Origin of the sequence: Nocardioides sp. NPDC127514 (assembly GCF_040302125.1) — a bacterium.
Taxonomy (GTDB): domain Bacteria; phylum Actinomycetota; class Actinomycetes; order Propionibacteriales; family Nocardioidaceae; genus Nocardioides.
Genome location: NZ_JBEORF010000053.1, coordinates 14,381 through 28,974, shown reverse-complemented (window position 1 = coordinate 28,974; position 14,594 = coordinate 14,381). Strand labels below are relative to the sequence as shown.

General features: G+C 69.5%; 14 protein-coding genes. 1 reads left to right on the top strand and 13 read right to left on the bottom strand.

The window, feature by feature from the left end; all coding sequences use genetic code 11:
• Window positions 1-102: 102 nt before the first annotated feature.
• The 5 genes from ABTX24_RS29140 to guaA form a co-directional block, all read right to left on the bottom strand.
• The gene (locus tag ABTX24_RS29140; RefSeq protein ID WP_350844642.1) at window positions 103-474 is read right to left on the bottom strand and encodes a DoxX family protein; all 372 of its coding nucleotides are present in this window, start codon (window positions 472-474) and stop codon (window positions 103-105) included.
• 79 nt (window positions 475-553) lie between these two features.
• Window positions 554-1,186 (bottom strand): UdgX family uracil-DNA binding protein, encoded by a 633-nt coding sequence (locus tag ABTX24_RS29135; protein ID WP_350844640.1) that lies wholly within the window; start codon window positions 1,184-1,186, stop codon window positions 554-556.
• A 79-nt stretch (window positions 1,187-1,265) separates the two neighbouring features.
• Entirely contained in the window at window positions 1,266-1,607 is a 342-nt protein-coding gene (locus ABTX24_RS29130) for a DUF3140 domain-containing protein (protein ID WP_350844638.1), read from the bottom strand.
• A gap of 66 nt (window positions 1,608-1,673) precedes the next feature.
• Window positions 1,674-2,705, bottom strand: coding sequence for a hypothetical protein (locus ABTX24_RS29125; RefSeq protein ID WP_160025296.1), 1,032 nt, complete (start codon window positions 2,703-2,705; stop codon window positions 1,674-1,676).
• Window positions 2,706-2,741: 36 nt separating this feature from the next.
• Window positions 2,742-4,316, bottom strand: coding sequence for a glutamine-hydrolyzing GMP synthase (gene guaA, locus ABTX24_RS29120; protein ID WP_160025297.1), 1,575 nt, complete (start codon window positions 4,314-4,316; stop codon window positions 2,742-2,744).
• A 101-nt stretch (window positions 4,317-4,417) separates the two neighbouring features.
• On the opposite strand from guaA, the gene ABTX24_RS29115 reads away from it, so the two are divergent.
• On the top strand, window positions 4,418-5,146 hold the full coding sequence (locus ABTX24_RS29115) for a phosphotransferase family protein (protein ID WP_350844636.1): 729 nt from the start codon (window positions 4,418-4,420) through the stop codon (window positions 5,144-5,146).
• Between the two features lie 267 nt (window positions 5,147-5,413).
• Here ABTX24_RS29115 and ABTX24_RS29110 read toward each other — a convergent pair whose 3' ends face one another.
• The 8 genes from ABTX24_RS29110 to ABTX24_RS29075 form a co-directional block, all read right to left on the bottom strand.
• Window positions 5,414-7,132, bottom strand: coding sequence for a GMC family oxidoreductase N-terminal domain-containing protein (locus tag ABTX24_RS29110; protein ID WP_350844634.1), 1,719 nt, complete (start codon window positions 7,130-7,132; stop codon window positions 5,414-5,416).
• The gene (locus ABTX24_RS29105) at window positions 7,129-8,751 is read right to left on the bottom strand and encodes a succinic semialdehyde dehydrogenase (protein WP_350844632.1); all 1,623 of its coding nucleotides are present in this window, start codon (window positions 8,749-8,751) and stop codon (window positions 7,129-7,131) included. Before ABTX24_RS29105 ends, ABTX24_RS29110 begins: the two co-directional genes overlap by 4 nt.
• 48 nt (window positions 8,752-8,799) lie before the next feature.
• Window positions 8,800-9,399: a hypothetical protein gene (locus ABTX24_RS29100; protein WP_350716723.1), complete on the bottom strand. Its 600-nt coding sequence runs from the start codon at window positions 9,397-9,399 to the stop codon at window positions 8,800-8,802.
• 53 nt (window positions 9,400-9,452) lie between these two features.
• The gene (locus ABTX24_RS29095; protein ID WP_160025303.1) at window positions 9,453-11,192 is read right to left on the bottom strand and encodes a glycerol-3-phosphate dehydrogenase/oxidase; all 1,740 of its coding nucleotides are present in this window, start codon (window positions 11,190-11,192) and stop codon (window positions 9,453-9,455) included.
• Window positions 11,193-11,291: 99 nt separating this feature from the next.
• Window positions 11,292-11,873 carry a C40 family peptidase gene (locus ABTX24_RS29090; RefSeq protein ID WP_350844630.1) on the bottom strand — a complete coding sequence of 194 codons (582 nt, stop codon included), beginning with the start codon at window positions 11,871-11,873 and terminating at the stop codon, window positions 11,292-11,294.
• Window positions 11,870-13,024, bottom strand: coding sequence for a dipeptide epimerase (locus ABTX24_RS29085; RefSeq protein WP_350844628.1), 1,155 nt, complete (start codon window positions 13,022-13,024; stop codon window positions 11,870-11,872). The genes ABTX24_RS29090 and ABTX24_RS29085 overlap by 4 nt, the downstream gene beginning before the upstream one ends.
• 2 nt (window positions 13,025-13,026) lie before the next feature.
• Window positions 13,027-13,797 (bottom strand): serine hydrolase, encoded by a 771-nt coding sequence (locus tag ABTX24_RS29080; protein ID WP_160025306.1) that lies wholly within the window; start codon window positions 13,795-13,797, stop codon window positions 13,027-13,029.
• Window positions 13,798-13,806: 9 nt separating this feature from the next.
• Window positions 13,807-14,553: an SDR family oxidoreductase gene (locus tag ABTX24_RS29075; protein WP_350844644.1), complete on the bottom strand. Its 747-nt coding sequence runs from the start codon at window positions 14,551-14,553 to the stop codon at window positions 13,807-13,809.
• Window positions 14,554-14,594 lie beyond the last annotated feature (41 nt).

Sequence of the window (14,594 nt, the reverse complement as noted above, 5' to 3'; positions counted from 1 at the left end):
AAGACGAGCAGCACGGCCTCAGGGCGCGCCGCCTCGACCCAGACCCAGGGCGCGTGCTCGGCCCACGCGGCGACCGGTCCGCCGACCTCGCCGGCGCCTACGTCAGGCGGCGACCAGACCGCGCAGCCGCGCGTCGCGCGGCCACGCACCGGCCCAGACGAGGACAGCGGTGGCCATGGCGAAGACGGTGTTGAAGGCCGGCTGCCCGAACACCAGGTTCACCGTGACCGCGCCGCCCAGGTAGGCGGTGATCAAGATCGTGCCCATCGCCCGGGTGGCCGGGACGTGGTAGGCGACCAGCGACAGGCCGAGGACGACGCCGCAGACGACCGGGAACCAGCCCGGTGCGCCGATCTCGTCGTTGAAGTCCATGACGGGCTCGACCTGCAGCAGGTGCGTGACGATGTCGAAGCCGAGGAACAGGGTGACCAGGACGGTGATGACCCAGCCGGCTCGTTGTGCGTTGGTGCTCATCTCGATCTCCTCAGGGGTGGGTGGTGATGCTCTTACCCACGCGTCGAGCGTGCACCGGCGATCTCGACATCGCCTCTCACTATTTCTTCAGAGCAGCGGCGGCGACCCGCAGATCGGCGACCAGACCGTCGTACGTCGCCTGCCGCTCGTCCTCCGCCCTGAGGACGGCGGAGGGGTGGGTCGTCGCGAGGACCCAGGGGTCGAGGGTCTCCGTGGCGATGGCGTCGGGCCATTCGAGGAGGTGGCCGCGGGCCTCACCGACACGGAAGGACGAGCCGTACAGCGCCTTGCCGGCGGTGCCGCCGAGCAGGACGACACCGCTGGGACGTACCAGATCCAGCTCCGCCGCCAGCCACGGAGCGCAGGCGCCGACGTGCTTGCTCGTGGGCGACTGGTGGATCCGGCGCTTGCCCGAGAGGCGGTGGCGGAAGTGCTTGACGACGTTCGTCGTGTACGTCTCCTCCGGCTCGATCCCGGCATCGGCGAGCGCCTCGTGGAGGATGCCGCCCGCCGGACCGACGAACGGCTCGCCCTCACGGTCCTCGCGGTCACCGGGCTGCTCGCCGAGCAGCATCAGCGGGGCCGGCGTACGCCCCTCGCCCATCACACCCTGGGTCGCGTCGCGGTAGAGCTCGCAGCCACGGCAGTCCTGGACGGCGCTGCGCAGGTCGGACAACGTCGGCGACTCCGGCACCCACTCCGCAGCACTCACGCGACCACGTCCGTAGCGCAAGCGCCAGAATACGGACGCGGTCGCGTGTTGTCCGGACGGCTCACTCGCTGACGCTCGCTCACGGCGCCAGCGGGTCGTGTCCGACGTTCATCAGCCGGTGCCGCCAGTGGTCCTCGCCCGCGGTCGGCTCCCACTGGCCGGTGTCACCGCCGCGAAGGTCGGTCACCTTGTCGACGACGCGTCGCATCACCTCGACGTCGTCGGGAGTCACGTCGGCTCGGCGCTTGCCGAGGATGTCGGCCACCCGGTGGCCGAGCTCGCTGCCGGCCTGGTCCGGCTCCGTCTCGGCGATCTCCCCCGCACCCTGCACGGCGAGCCACTTCCGTAGGTCTCGCGAGCTCATGTTCACCGCGCGGTGGAAGTTCTCCCAGAGCCTGTCATCGACGATCGTCTCGGCCATCTCGTGCCTCCTGCCTGATCGAGTGCACCGGTTCCGGTACCCATCCCGACGGCCGGGCACACGGCCTCAACCCAGGAGGGTCCGAGCCTCCGGCGAGTCGTAGAAGCTCGAGAGCCGGCGGCGGATCAGCTGCTCGAGGACGCCGGCCTCGGCGAGCGCCTCGATCACCGGCGGGCCGAAGCGGAGCGCCTCCTCGACCAGGTCGTCGCGGCCCAGACCCCACTCCTCCAGGAGCCGGTCGAGGGTGAAGCTCCCATAGGTGTCGAAGAAGAAGTCGACGCCCGTGTCGATCAGGGCCTGCAGGTAGTCGGAGTCGCGGACGTCGAGCCAGACCTGGTAGAGCCCGACGAAGAGCGCGACCAGCTGCTCGTCGTCGACCAGGTCGGCGATCTCACGCACAGGACGGGTCGCGAGCGCGTCCCAGACCTCCAGCAGCGCGTCGTGCACCTCCTCGTCGGTGACCGAGCTCGCGGCAGTGTCGGTGAGGTAGCCGAGCAGCGCTCCGGCACCCCGCTCCGCGAGCTCGCGTGCGCTCTGGTCCACGGCCGCGCCGACCGGGGTGCCCTTCATCGTGTCCGCCATCCGGCCGGCGACACGTTCGGCGATCGAGAAGCCGAGGGAGCCACCCGGCAGGTTGTCGGCGAGCCTGCGGCCGGTGTCGACCGCACCCCGGGCCGTACCGCGCATCAAGGTGCCGACGCCCGCCTGGATCCCGGAGTTGTCCGCCAGGCTGCGCAGAACCTGCTGGCGCAGCGTACGCATCTCGACGAGGGCCTCGACGAGCTCGGCGATCCGCGGCCGGCTGACCACCTTGCCCAGCGGTGTCTCGTTGGCGGGATGCGCCTTGAGCCTCGTCGCGAGCGCACCGGCGACCTCCGGGATCGCGCCCGGGAGCCGGAAGGTGCTGACGTACTTCAGCGCGACCTCCTTGATCAGGTCGCGGGGCATCACCTGGTCGAGGGTCAGCTCGCTGGCGGAGCGCAGCGCGAAGTCGATCTCGCCGGTGACGAGATCGAGGAAACGTACGCCGCGCAGCGCCGCCATCTCATGGGCGACGTGGGCGTCGAGGAGTCGTCGAGCGAGGTCCGGCTCAGTCATGGACGACATTGTCCACGGCCGAGACCTGTCAACGACTCATTCCCACTCGATGGTGCCCGGGGGCTTCGAGGTGATGTCGACGGTGACCCGGTTGATCTCGCTCACCTCGTTGGTGATCCGGGTGGAGATGCGCTCCATGACCTCGTAGGGCAGCCGGGCCCAGTCGGCCGTCATCGCGTCCTCGGAGGTGACCGGGCGGAGCACGACGGGATGGCCGTAGGTGCGGCCGTCGCCCTGGACACCGACCGAGCGGACGTCGGCGAGCAGCACGACCGGCATCTGCCAGATGTCGCGGTCGAGACCGGCGAGGGTCATCTCCTCGCGGGCGATCGCGTCGGCCTCGCGGAGGATGTCGAGCCGCTCCTTGGTGACCTCACCGATGATCCGGATCCCGAGCCCGGGGCCGGGGAACGGCTGACGCTGGACGATCTCGTCGGGCAGGCCGAGCTGGGAGCCGACGGCGCGCACCTCGTCCTTGAAGAGCTCACGCAGCGGCTCGACCAGCTCGAACTCGAGGTCCTCGGGGAGGCCGCCGACGTTGTGGTGGGACTTGATGTTGGAGGTGCCGGCACCGCCGCCGGACTCGACGACGTCGGGGTAGAGGGTGCCCTGCACGAGGAAGGCCACCTTCTCGTCGGAGTCGCCCAGGATCTCGACCTCGGCACGCTCGAAGCAGCGGATGAACTCGCGGCCGATGATCTTCCGCTTCTCCTCCGGGTCGGTGACCCCGGCGAGCGCGTCGAGGAACTCCTTCTCGGCGTCGACGATCTTCAGCTCGGCACCGGTCGACTCCCGGAACGCCTTCTCGATCGCGACCGACTCGTTCTTCCGCATCAGGCCGTGGTCGACGTAGACGCAGGTCAGCCGGTCACCGATGGCCTTGGCGACGATGGCCGCCGCGACCGCGGAGTCGACGCCGCCCGAGAGCGCGCAGATCGCGCGGTGGTCGCCGATCTGCTCGCGTACCCGCTCGATCTGGTCCTCGGCGATGTTGCCGATGGTCCAGGTCTGGCGCGCGCCGGCGATGTCCCACAGGAAGTGCTCGAGCACCTTCTGCCCGTGCTCGGAGTGGAGCACCTCGGGGTGCCACTGCACGCCCGCGAGCTGCTTCTCGACGTTCTCGAAGGCCGCCACCGGGGTGTCCGCGGTGCTCGCGAGCACGGTGAAGCCCTCGGGCGCCTCGGAGACCGAGTCGCCGTGCGACATCCACACGTTGTGGGCCGGCGGGATGTCCTTGAGCAGCGTGCCGGAGACACCGACGGTGACCGGCGTGCGGCCGTACTCCCGGGCTCCGTTGTCGTCGACGGTCCCGCCCAGGCCCTGGGCCATCAGCTGGAACCCGTAGCACATCCCGAACACCGGGGTGCCCGCGGTGAACAGGCTGTTGTCGATGGCCGGTGCGCCCTCGGCGTACACGCTCGAGGGGCCGCCGGAGAGGATGATCGCCTTCGGGTTCTTGGCGAGCATCTCCTCGACCGGCATCGAGTGCGGCACGATCTCGGAGTAGACCTTCGCCTCACGTACGCGGCGGGCGATCAGCTGCGCATACTGCGCGCCGAAGTCCACCACGAGAACCAGATCGTGCTCTTCCGCCCCAGGAGCCTGCGTCATGCACGAATCCTAACGACGCCGTACGCCACGGCCCAATCTCACCGGACCGGGCGCCAAAACCCGTCGCGCCCCACGCCGGCAACCTGGGAATCTTGGCTGATATGGACGAAGTCGAGGTCGTCGTCGCCCACAACGAGCGAGTGACCATCCGTGTCGGCGACACCTTCTTGAAGGTCGACCCCGATCAGACGCGCATCGACGCGGAGGTCGCGGCGATGACGGCCGCGCCGATCCCGACCCCGGAGATCCTCTGGCGAAAACCGCCGGTCCTGGCTCTCGCTGCGCTACCGGGTTCCGCGCTCGGCACTCTCTACGAGCCGTCGCCCGCCTCGTCCGCGGCATGGGCTGCGGCCGGTGCCACTGCACGGATGCTGCACGAGGCACCGCTGCCGTCACGACGCGTCACCTACCTGGACGACATCGCGTCACACCTCGATCATGAGTGCCGGTGGCTTGTCGAGAACGATGTCCTCTCCTCCGACGTGGTCCGCCGCAACCGCCGGATCGCCGAGGCGGCACTCCGGCCGCTGACGCCTGCGTTCATCCACGGCGACCTGCAGATCACCCATGTGTTCGTCGATGGTGACGAGGTGACGGGTGTGATCGACTGGTCCGAGGCTGGCCAAGGAGACCCGATGTTCGACATCGCAACCTTGACGCTCGGACACGAGGACCACCTCGACGAGGTCATCGCAGGCTACGGCGCCGACGTCGACATCGCGGTGATCCGCGCGTGGTGGTCGTTGCGGAGCCTGCGGGCGATCAGGTGGCTGGTCGGTCACGGCTTCGACCCGGCACCGGAGATCGCCGTCCTGAGATCTCAGGTGTGAGGACGCCCGGCCGATGAGCGACGCAGCGCACCGCCTCGAGGCGCCGGTCGCTTGAAATGCACCAGGGCCCGGCCGGGGAGGGAGGTGGCCGGGCCCTGATTGCCCGAGGCAAAACTGTCCCGGACGAAAGACCCGGCATGTATTAGGGAGGGAGCAATCCCGGGTCTGATCACTCCAACGAACCCTCTTAACCACGGTTACGGGTCAACTAAAAACTTCCTGCCAGAAAATTCCAGCGCAGCCCGTGTCACCAACACAACAGCCTGGTCACCGTACGTCAACAATGGGCAGCTGCAGGGCAGCCGGCGCACTCGCGGGCACGGCAGGCGAGGCCGGCCTGACGGGCTGGATCCGCGCATAGCCGGCACCGAGCTCCGGCCGCGGGTCGGCCTGGTCCTTGTTGGGCCAGAACGCCATCGCCCGCTCGGCCTGAGCGGTGATCGTCAGCGACGGGTTCACGCCCAGGTTGGCCGAGATCGCGGAGCCGTCGACGACGTGCAGGCCGTCGTAGCCGTAGAGCCGCTGGTAGGGGTCGATCACGCCGGTCTCCACCGAGTCGCCGATGGTGCAGCCGCCGATGAAGTGGGCTGTCATCGGCTTGTTGAACGGCTCGCCGATCGTGCCACCGGCATACCCCGGCTTCTCGCCCGAGCTCATCACCCCGGCCATCTTCCGTACGGCGTCGAGGCCGGCGGGGATCCAGGTCGGGTTGGGCTTGCCGTGGCCCTGCTTGGACGACATCCGCCACCCGAAGATGGTGCGCTTCGGGAAGGTCGTGATCGAGTTGTCCAGCGCCTGCATGACCAGCGCGATGACGGTGCGCTCAGACCAGTGCTTGAAGTCGTAGAACGTACGCAGCGACCGCCGCTGCAGCCACATCTCCTTGAGCCACCGGCGGAGGCGATGGGGACCACCTTCGGTGAGCACCGTCTGCATCGCAGCGATCGCGTTGCTGCCGTGCCCATAGCGGACCGGCTCGATGTGGGTGTGCTCGTCGGGGTGCCACGAGGAGGTGATCGCCACGCCCTCGGTGTAGTCGATGGCGGTGTCCGGGGCGATCGCGCCCAGGATCGACTCGGAGTTGGTGCGGGTCAGCTCACCCAGGCGCGGGGAGATCTCGGGGAGGTCGCCGGTGCGCTTGAGCTTGTGGAGCAGCTTCTGGGTGCCGAGCGAGGCCGCCGAGAAGATCACCTGGTCGGCGGTGAACCGCTTCGTGCGGCCGATGCCCAGCTTGGCCTTCGTGGAGCGGGTCTCGATGACGTACCCGCTTCCGGTCTTGGCCGGGTAGACGCGCGTCACCGTGGTCAGCGGGTGCACCTCGGCGCCGTTCTTCTCGGCCAGGTAGAGGTAGTTCTTGACCAGGGTGTTCTTCGCGTTGTGCCGGCAGCCGGTCATGCACTCGCCGCAGTTGGTGCACGTACGCCGGTCGGGGCCCTCCCCGCCGAAGTAGGGGTCGGCCACCTCCTGCCCGGCCACGTGGCTCGGACCGCCGAAGAAGACGCCGACTGGCGCCTTGTGGAAGGTGTCCCCGCGGCCGGCCTCCGCCGCGACCTTCTGCATGACCTCGTCAGCAGGGGTCAGATGGGGGTAGAGGGTGACGCCGAGCATCCGCTTGGCCTGCTCGTAGTAGGGAGCGAGCTCGTCCTTCCAGTTGGTGATGTGGCTCCAGGAAGGGTCCTCGTAGAACGGGTCGAGCGGCTCGTAGAGGGTGTTGGCGTAGACCAGCGAGCCGCCGCCGACCCCGGCGCCGGCCATGATCACGGCGTCCTTGACCATGTCGATGCGCTGGATCCCGTAGCAGCCGATCGCCGGCGCCCAGAGGTATTTGCGCAGGTCGAAGGAGGTGTTGGGCAGCTCGTCGTCGGCGAACCGGCGACCCGCCTCGACCACTCCGACCTTGTAGCCCTTCTCGGTCAGGCGCAGCGCGCTGACCGATCCACCGAAGCCCGACCCGATGACGAGTACGTCGTAGTGGTTCCCGCTCATGCGCGGCCCAGCGACTTCAGCACCCGCAGCGAGGCGGTCATGAACTTGGCGTACGCCTGGTCGCTCATCCCGAACTGCGGGGCGAAGCGCAGGATGGCCTGGGAGGCGACCGACTGGGTCTCGGTGTAGCGCAGGATGCCCTCGACACCCTGGCGGCGGCCCTGGCCGGACTCGCGCATGCCGCCCATCGGGGCGTCGATGCTCGCGAAGGTGGCGCCGAAGGCCTCGTTGATGTTGATCGTGCCGCACTTGATCTGCCGGGCGATGCGGCGGGCGCGGGAGGTGTCGCGGCTGTAGATCGAGCCGTTGAGGCCGTACTCACCGTCGTTGGCGCGCTCGATCGCCTCCTCCTCGCTGTGGAAGCGGTAGATCGAGACGACCGGGCCGAAGGTCTCGTTGCCGAAGCAGGTCATCTCCGGGGTGACGCCCTCGAGGATCGTCGGCTCGAAGAAGAACGGCGCGAGGTCGGGGCGAGCCTTGCCGCCGGTGAGCACGCGGGCCCCCTTCGAGACCGCGTCCTCGACGTGGGCGGTCGCGGTGTCGACCTGGGCCTGCGAGATCAGGGTGCCCATGTCGTTCTCCCAGCCCAGGGTGGCACCGAGGGTCATCGCCTGAGTGCGGGCGACGAAGCGCTCCACGAACCGGTCGTAGACCTTGTCGTCGACGAAGAGCCGCTCGACGCTCACGCACAACTGGCCGGAGTTGGAGAAGACCGCCCGGGTCGCGCCCTCGGCGGCCTTCTCGATGTCGGCGTCCTTGAGGACGAGCATGGGGTTCTTGCCCCCGAGCTCCAGGCTGGCGCCGATCAGCCGCTCCGCCGCCTGCTTGGCGACGAGCTTGCCGGTGTTGGTCGAGCCGGTGACGCAGACGTAGTCGGCGCGCTGGATGATGCTGGTGCCGATCTTCGAGCCCGGGCCGGCGACGACGGTCCACAGGTTCTCCGGGAGCCCCGCCTCCGCGAGCAGCTCGGCACCGAGGAGCGCGCTGAGCATGGTCTGCGAGTCGGGCTTGATGACCACCGCGTTGCCCGCGGCGATCGCGGCAAGGCCGTCGCACAGCGCCATCGTGAACGGGTAGTTCCACGGGCTGATGATGCCGACGACGCCCTTGGGAACGTGGTTGAGCTCGACCCGGGTGAGCACGGGGATGACGCCGAGCTTGCGCTCGGTGTCGAGGATCTTGCTGCTCCGGCGGCCGTAGTAGCGCGCCGTGAGCGCGATGTGCAGCGGCTCGTCGAAGGCGTGCTTGCGGGCCTTGCCCGACTCCAGCACGATCAGGTCGAGGATCTCGTCCTGCCGGTCGAGGACGAGGTCGTGCAGCTTGATCAGGATGCGCTCGCGCTCGGCGACCGGCGTCGCCGCCCACTTCTCCTGCGCGACCCGCGCCTTGGCGAAGGCCGCGGCGACATCGTCATCGCTCGACTGCGGGATGTGCGCCAGCGGCGCCCCGTTGAGCGGACTGATGACCTCTCGGGACTCTCCCGTGGTCGCCACGACGCGGCCGGTCAGGCGGGCAACATAGTCAGGCTCGAGGGCCAGGGACGCCGTGGCGTCGTGCTCGGGATCGAGCGGGCCCTCGACGATCGGGCCGCCGGAAGAAGTCGGGTTCGATGCGCTCATGTACCGAGAGTATGTGACGGGCGTCTCGGAAGCCAGACAGCCGTCCCACTAACTCACCATGCGAACATCCGCGGCCCACCACAGATAGTCGTGTTGCTCGGCCGGGAGGTCGATCACGACACGGTCGAGAGGCAGCCGGTCGAGCGCGTGCACGGTGCACTCCTCCGCGGGCGTGGCCCGGTAGAGATAGGCGTCCAACGGCCATTTCGTACGCAGCCACTCGTCCAGCCTCTCGGCGACCGAGGCGGTGAGCTCGGGCTTTCGGTCCTGGCGAAGCCAGTAGCTGACCCGTGCCGTGGACCCACCGGCGTACCTGAGCAGGGTCTGGGCGTCGGCGCCCATCGCCTCCAGGTAGGGGAACAGGGGCTGCACGTAGAGACAGCCGAGGGACGACGTGCCCTCGGGGTCGAGGAAGAGGTAGGTGAACGCACGTTTCGCCTGGTGGTCGGACCAGTGCCGGATCACCAGCGGCAGGTTGTCGTCGCTGCCGAAGCCCTCCCGTGGCCACCTGCCGCAGCTGTGGTCGCGGATCACGTCCGGGCTGGCCAGGTAGGCCTCGGTGTCCAGGTCGAGCAGCTCGGGGCGGAGCGGGGCAAGCACGAAATCGTCGGTGGCCAGCGGCTCGGGGGGATCAGCGACCAAGAACATGGAGTCAGATTGCTACGTCAACCGCTTGCTCCGCCACGGCAATTCGGCTCGTCTCAGACGAGGTCCTCGACCTCCAGACGGGCGCGGTCGGCCTCCTCGTCGGTGACCTGGAGCTGGGAGCGACGCTCGGCCTCGATGCGGCGCAGGTAGTGGTCGACCTCCTCCTTGGTGCGCGTCTCGTCCCAGCCGAGTTCGTCGGCCATGATCTTGGCGACCCCTGGGGCAGCGCTGACGCCGCGGTCGAAGGTCTCCATCGAGATCCGGGTGCGGCGCTCGAGCACGTCGTCGAGGTGGCGGGCGCCCTCGTTGTTGACGGCGTAGACGACCTCGGCGGCCAGGTAGTCCTCGGCGCCCTCCAGGGGCAGCGCGAGCGGGCGGCGCTCCTGGATGAGGTCGAGCACGTCGTCGATCAGGCCGCCGTGGCGGCCCAGGAGGTGGTCGATCCGGGCGACGTGGAGGCCGGAGCGGCGGGCGAGCAGGACGCGCTGGTTCGAGCGGGTCTCGAAGCCCTCGGCGCCGACCAGCCGGACCTTGTCGGTGATCGAGTCGCGCAGGGTCATGTTGGTCGTCGTGCCGAGCGAGTGGGCGGCGGCGTCGACGGCGTCCTTGGCCATCACCCGGTAGGTCGTCAGCTTGCCGCCGGCGATCAGCACGAGGCCCGGCAGCGGCGTGACCACGGTGTGCTCGCGGCTGAGAGCGGCGGTCTGCTCGGACTCGCCGGTCAGGAGCGGGCGGAGCCCGGCGTACACGCCCTCGACGTCTTCGAGGTCGAGCGGCACGCGCAGGATCGCGTTGACGTGCTCCAGGACGTACTCGATGTCGGTCTTGGAGGCCGCCGGGTGGGCGAGGTCGTAGGTCCACGGGGTGTCGGTGGTGCCGATGATCCAGTGGCGACCCCACGGGATCACGAAGAGGACCGACTTCTCGGTGCGGACGATGAAGCCCGACTCCGAGCGGATCCGATCGCGCGGGACGACGAGGTGGATGCCCTTGGACGCCTTGACGTGCAGGGCGCCGCGGCCGCCGACCATGTCCTGGATCTCGTCGGTCCACACCCCGGCGGCGTTGACGACCGTCTTGGCCCGGATGACCAGGTCCTGGTCGTGCTCGAGGTCGCGGGCTCGGACGCCGACGACCCGCTCGCCCTCGCGCAGGAATCCGGTCACCTGGACGCGGGTCGCGATATGGGCGCCGTGGGAGGCCGCGGTGCGGGCGATGGTCATGACCAGGCGGGCGTCATCGACCTGGGCGTCGTAGTACTGGATCGCGCCGGTGATCGCGTCGGTGCGGAAGTCGGGGGCGATCCGGGCGACGCCCCGGCGGGTGAGGTGGCGGTGGCGCGGGAGGCCGGAGTTGCCCATCCCGGAGAGCGGCCCGAAGCTCGCCATCCCGTCGTAGAGCGCGAGGCCCGCGCCGATGTAGGCGCGCTCCCACACCGGGTTGGTCAGCGGGTAGAGGAACGGCACCGGACGGACCAGGTGCGGGGCCAGGGTGTTGAGCAGCAGCCCACGCTCCTGGAGCGCCTCGCGGACCAGCTCGAAGTCGAGCATCTCGAGGTAGCGGAGTCCGCCGTGGACGAGCTTCGAGCTCCGCGAGCTCGTTCCCGAGGCCAGGTCGCGCTGCTCCACCAGCCCCGTGCTCAGGCCTCTGGTGACGGCGTCCAGCGCCACCCCGGCGCCGGTCACACCCCCTCCGACGACGAGTACGTCGAGCTCGGTCTCCCCCGCCGCACCGACCATCGTGCCGATCGCGAGGTCGCGGCTGTGTGGACTCAGTGCCCCTGTACGAGTCATACGTTCGAAGTTAACTCACCACGTCGAATTGTCACTTCTGGCGCGCGAGAAATTCACCGGCGCCGCTCGATACGTCACGCAGCCGTCACAGACAGGCGGTCACAGACGCGCGGCGCTGACGAGGGTGGCGAGCCGGTCGGGAGGCATCGGCTCCTCGACGACGACCATCTTGTCGCCGTCGGCGTGGATCATCGGACGTACGCCGTCGGGCTCCGGGGGTGCGGTGGCGATGGCCACGTGGGTGATGCGGTCGCCGGGATCCTGGGCGAAGAAGTAGAGGTCGCCCGGACGGACCTCGTCGAGTTCGATCGCCGCGAGCGCGATGGCCTGGTCGCGGGCGTCTCGCGGGACACGTACGCCGATGGCCTCCGCGGCTCGGAAGACCAGGCCGGAGCAGTCGATGCCCGCGTCGGTGGTGCCGCCCCAGACGTAGGGGACGCCGAGGTAGCTGCGAGCCTTGCCCAGCAGCGTGGCCACCGGCTCGGCGAGGGCTGCTGTCGGCAGCCAGCCGGGATAGCCCCGCTCGTCCTTCGTCGAGGAGTGGGAGGGGACCACGACGTACGTCCACTCCCCCTGCGTCTTCAGGACGACGATCTCCTCGCCGGGGACGACCTCGGTCTCGTGCTCGGCGTCGTCGGAGGGCTCGGAGACGACGAAGGTGGGCTGATTGACGGTGGTCACGAGAGGACTCCTTCGATGCCGAGGCCGGGGGCGTCGGGGAACAGGATGCGGGGGCCGTCGTAGCCGATGCCACCGATATACGGACTGGTCCTCGCCCACCAGCCCGCGTCGAGGTCCTGCTCGCCGGGGATGCCTGCCGCCGCGACCAGTGCCGCGGCCGCGCCGATGCCGAGGTGCGACTCCATCATGCAGCCGACGAGACGACCGAGGCCGTGCAGCTTCGCGACCTCCAGCAGCTCGATCGCGGGCGTGATCCCGCCGCACTTGGCGAGCTTGACGTTGACCGCATCGACCGCGCCGGCGCGGATGACGTCGACGAGGTCCTCGAGGTCGAAGACCGACTCGTCGGCCAGGATCTTGTAGGGCTGGTGACGACGGACGTACGCCATCGCCTCCAGGTCTCGCCGGGCGACCGGCTGCTCGACGAACTCCAGCTCGACACCCTGGTCGGCCAAGTCCGTCAGCACCGCCACCGCCTCGTCCGCCCGCCAGCCGGTGTTGGCGTCGAGCCGGAGTACGCAACCCGGGGCGGCCTCGCGGACTGCGAGCACCCGCTCGGCATCGCCCGCGGCATCGGTCCCGACCTTGATCTTGAGCGTCGTGAATCCGTCTCGCGCTCGCGCGGCCGCTGCCTCCGCCAGCTCGTCGGGGGTGCCTACGGAGAGGGTCATGTCGGTGGTGAGCTGCGTTGGAATACCCGGTTCACCGGGTATTCCTGCACTTCTCCGGTGTTGCATTGCCCGAGAAGTGCAGGAAGTGCCTGAGCGCTGTGACGCATGAGACTGCAGATGCTCGGTCATGGACACACCTGCCCGCCGGGCGACGAGGTCGTGCAGTGCGATGTCGGCGGCCATCTTGGCCGAGCGGTTGCCGACGACCGCGCCCTGGATCAGGCCGGCCGACGACAGCTCGGCGGCGGCACCGACCAGGACGTCGGAGATGGGTCCTTCCAACGCCGCAGCGGACCCCGCGAGCGAGTCGCCGGTGACCTTCCAGACCTGCGGAGCCTCACCCCAGCCGACGCACCCCTCGGAGTCCTCGACAGTCACGACGACGGTCTCGGCGAAGTCGGTACGCCGCAGCGCGGTCACGAACGGGGTGTGCAGCGGCACCCGGACCCGCTGGGTGCGCACCGCGGTGACCCGAGGCACCGTCACAGGGTCGACCACAGATAGCGAGCGACCTCGCTGATCCGGAACTCCGACTCGTCGTCGTCCAGGCCGGTCGTGAGCACGACCATCACCTGCGGTTCACCCTGAGCCGGCCGGATGATCGCCATGTCGTGGCGTACGCCGTCGATCCAGCCGGTCTTGTTGCCGACCACCGCGTCCTCGGGGACGCCGAGCGGGATCGCGTCGCGATACTCCTGGGCGACCAGGATCCCCTCGAGCTCGGCGGTCGACTCGGGCGAGAGCAGCCGGCCGGAGGCGAGCTTGGTGAGCAGCTTGCCCATGTCGTTGGCGGTCACCAGGTTCTGCAGCCCGGCCTCGCGCGCGGGCGCGTCCTCGATCCCCCGCGAGACCGTCGTCATCGGCGTCACGCCGGCGTCGGCGAGCACGGCGGCGACCTCCTCGAGCCCGACCCGCTCGAGCACGAGGTTGACGGCCAGGTTGCCGGAGACGGTCAGGGAGCGGCGTACGAGATCACCCAGCGGCAGCGGCGAGCCGACCGCCGCCCACGTCTCAGGATCCTGATCCTCCTCCTGCGACATCTCGAAACGCGCCCCGACGACGGCAGAGTCGAAGTCGGGATGCACCGTGATCGGCTCGTCGAGCGACAGCAGCCCGCGGTCGCGCAGCCGATAGGCAGCGATCGCGACGGGCACCTTCATCAGGCTCGCCGCATAGTGCTGCTGATTGACGTTCTGCGCCTGCGTCGGGATGCCGTCGAGGCCGCTGAGCCAGGTCGAGACCAAAGGTTCCACGGCTCGAGACTAGTCGGTTCGGTCGAGCTCCTGCCGGACACGGTTCACGTCGTCGATCCAGGCGTCGACGTCCGAGGCACGCGTGGCGTACTCCTCGGCCACGTCGGGTTCGAGCGAGATCCAGAACCGCGAGCTCTGCCCGGCTTCCCAGACGGCGTCGGCGACCTCCTCGGCAGTGAGCGCGCCCTCGGCCGACCGGAAACCCGGGAGTCCGGAGGAGCGTTCGAGCATCGCCGTCTTCACGCTGCGCGCGACGATCGCCTGAGCGACGACGCCCTGGTGCCGGTAGGTGGCGGCGAGCCACTCGGCGAAGGCGATCTCGGCGTGCTCGGTGGCCGCGTACGACGGGGAGCCGAGCAGCGTGAGGAGACCCGCTGAGGAGGAGGTGACCACGAACCGGCCGGCGCCGCGGGCGACCCACTCCGGCAGCAGCAGCCGCGCTGCGCGTACGTGGGCGAGGACGTTGACCTCGTACGAGGTCATCCAGGCGTGGTCTGAGGCCTCGAGGCCGCGGCCCCGCTCGACTCCCGCGTTGCCGTACCAGGCGTCGATCTTGCCGAGCTCCTCCCGGGCAGCGTCCACCAGCGCCGCGGTGCCTGCGGCCGAGGCGGCGTCCCCGGGGACCGCCAGGGCGCCGATCGAGTCCGCCACGGAGTCGAGCTCGGCGGTCTCGATGTCCGCCACGACGACGCGACACCCCTCCGCTGCGAACCGCATGGCCAGAGCTCTCCCGATCCCTCGGGCTGCTCCGGTCACAACCACCCCGCTCCCGGGTGCGAGTACGTTCACGGACCGAC

What these genes read in the sequence shown, in the direction of transcription:
- ABTX24_RS29140 (WP_350844642.1), bottom strand. Translation starts at nt 474, where the DNA reads ATGAGCACCAACGCACAACGAGCCGGCTGGGTCATCACCGTCCTGGTC.
- ABTX24_RS29130 (WP_350844638.1), bottom strand. Translation starts at nt 1,607, where the DNA reads ATGGCCGAGACGATCGTCGATGACAGGCTCTGGGAGAACTTCCACCGC.
- ABTX24_RS29125 (WP_160025296.1), bottom strand. Translation starts at nt 2,705, where the DNA reads ATGACTGAGCCGGACCTCGCTCGACGACTCCTCGACGCCCACGTCGCC.
- guaA (WP_160025297.1), bottom strand. Translation starts at nt 4,316, where the DNA reads ATGACGCAGGCTCCTGGGGCGGAAGAGCACGATCTGGTTCTCGTGGTG.
- ABTX24_RS29115 (WP_350844636.1), top strand. Translation starts at nt 4,418, where the DNA reads ATGGACGAAGTCGAGGTCGTCGTCGCCCACAACGAGCGAGTGACCATC.
- ABTX24_RS29110 (WP_350844634.1), bottom strand. Translation starts at nt 7,132, where the DNA reads ATGAGCGGGAACCACTACGACGTACTCGTCATCGGGTCGGGCTTCGGT.
- ABTX24_RS29105 (WP_350844632.1), bottom strand. Translation starts at nt 8,751, where the DNA reads ATGAGCGCATCGAACCCGACTTCTTCCGGCGGCCCGATCGTCGAGGGC.
- ABTX24_RS29100 (WP_350716723.1), bottom strand. Translation starts at nt 9,399, where the DNA reads ATGTTCTTGGTCGCTGATCCCCCCGAGCCGCTGGCCACCGACGATTTC.
- ABTX24_RS29095 (WP_160025303.1), bottom strand. Translation starts at nt 11,192, where the DNA reads ATGACTCGTACAGGGGCACTGAGTCCACACAGCCGCGACCTCGCGATC.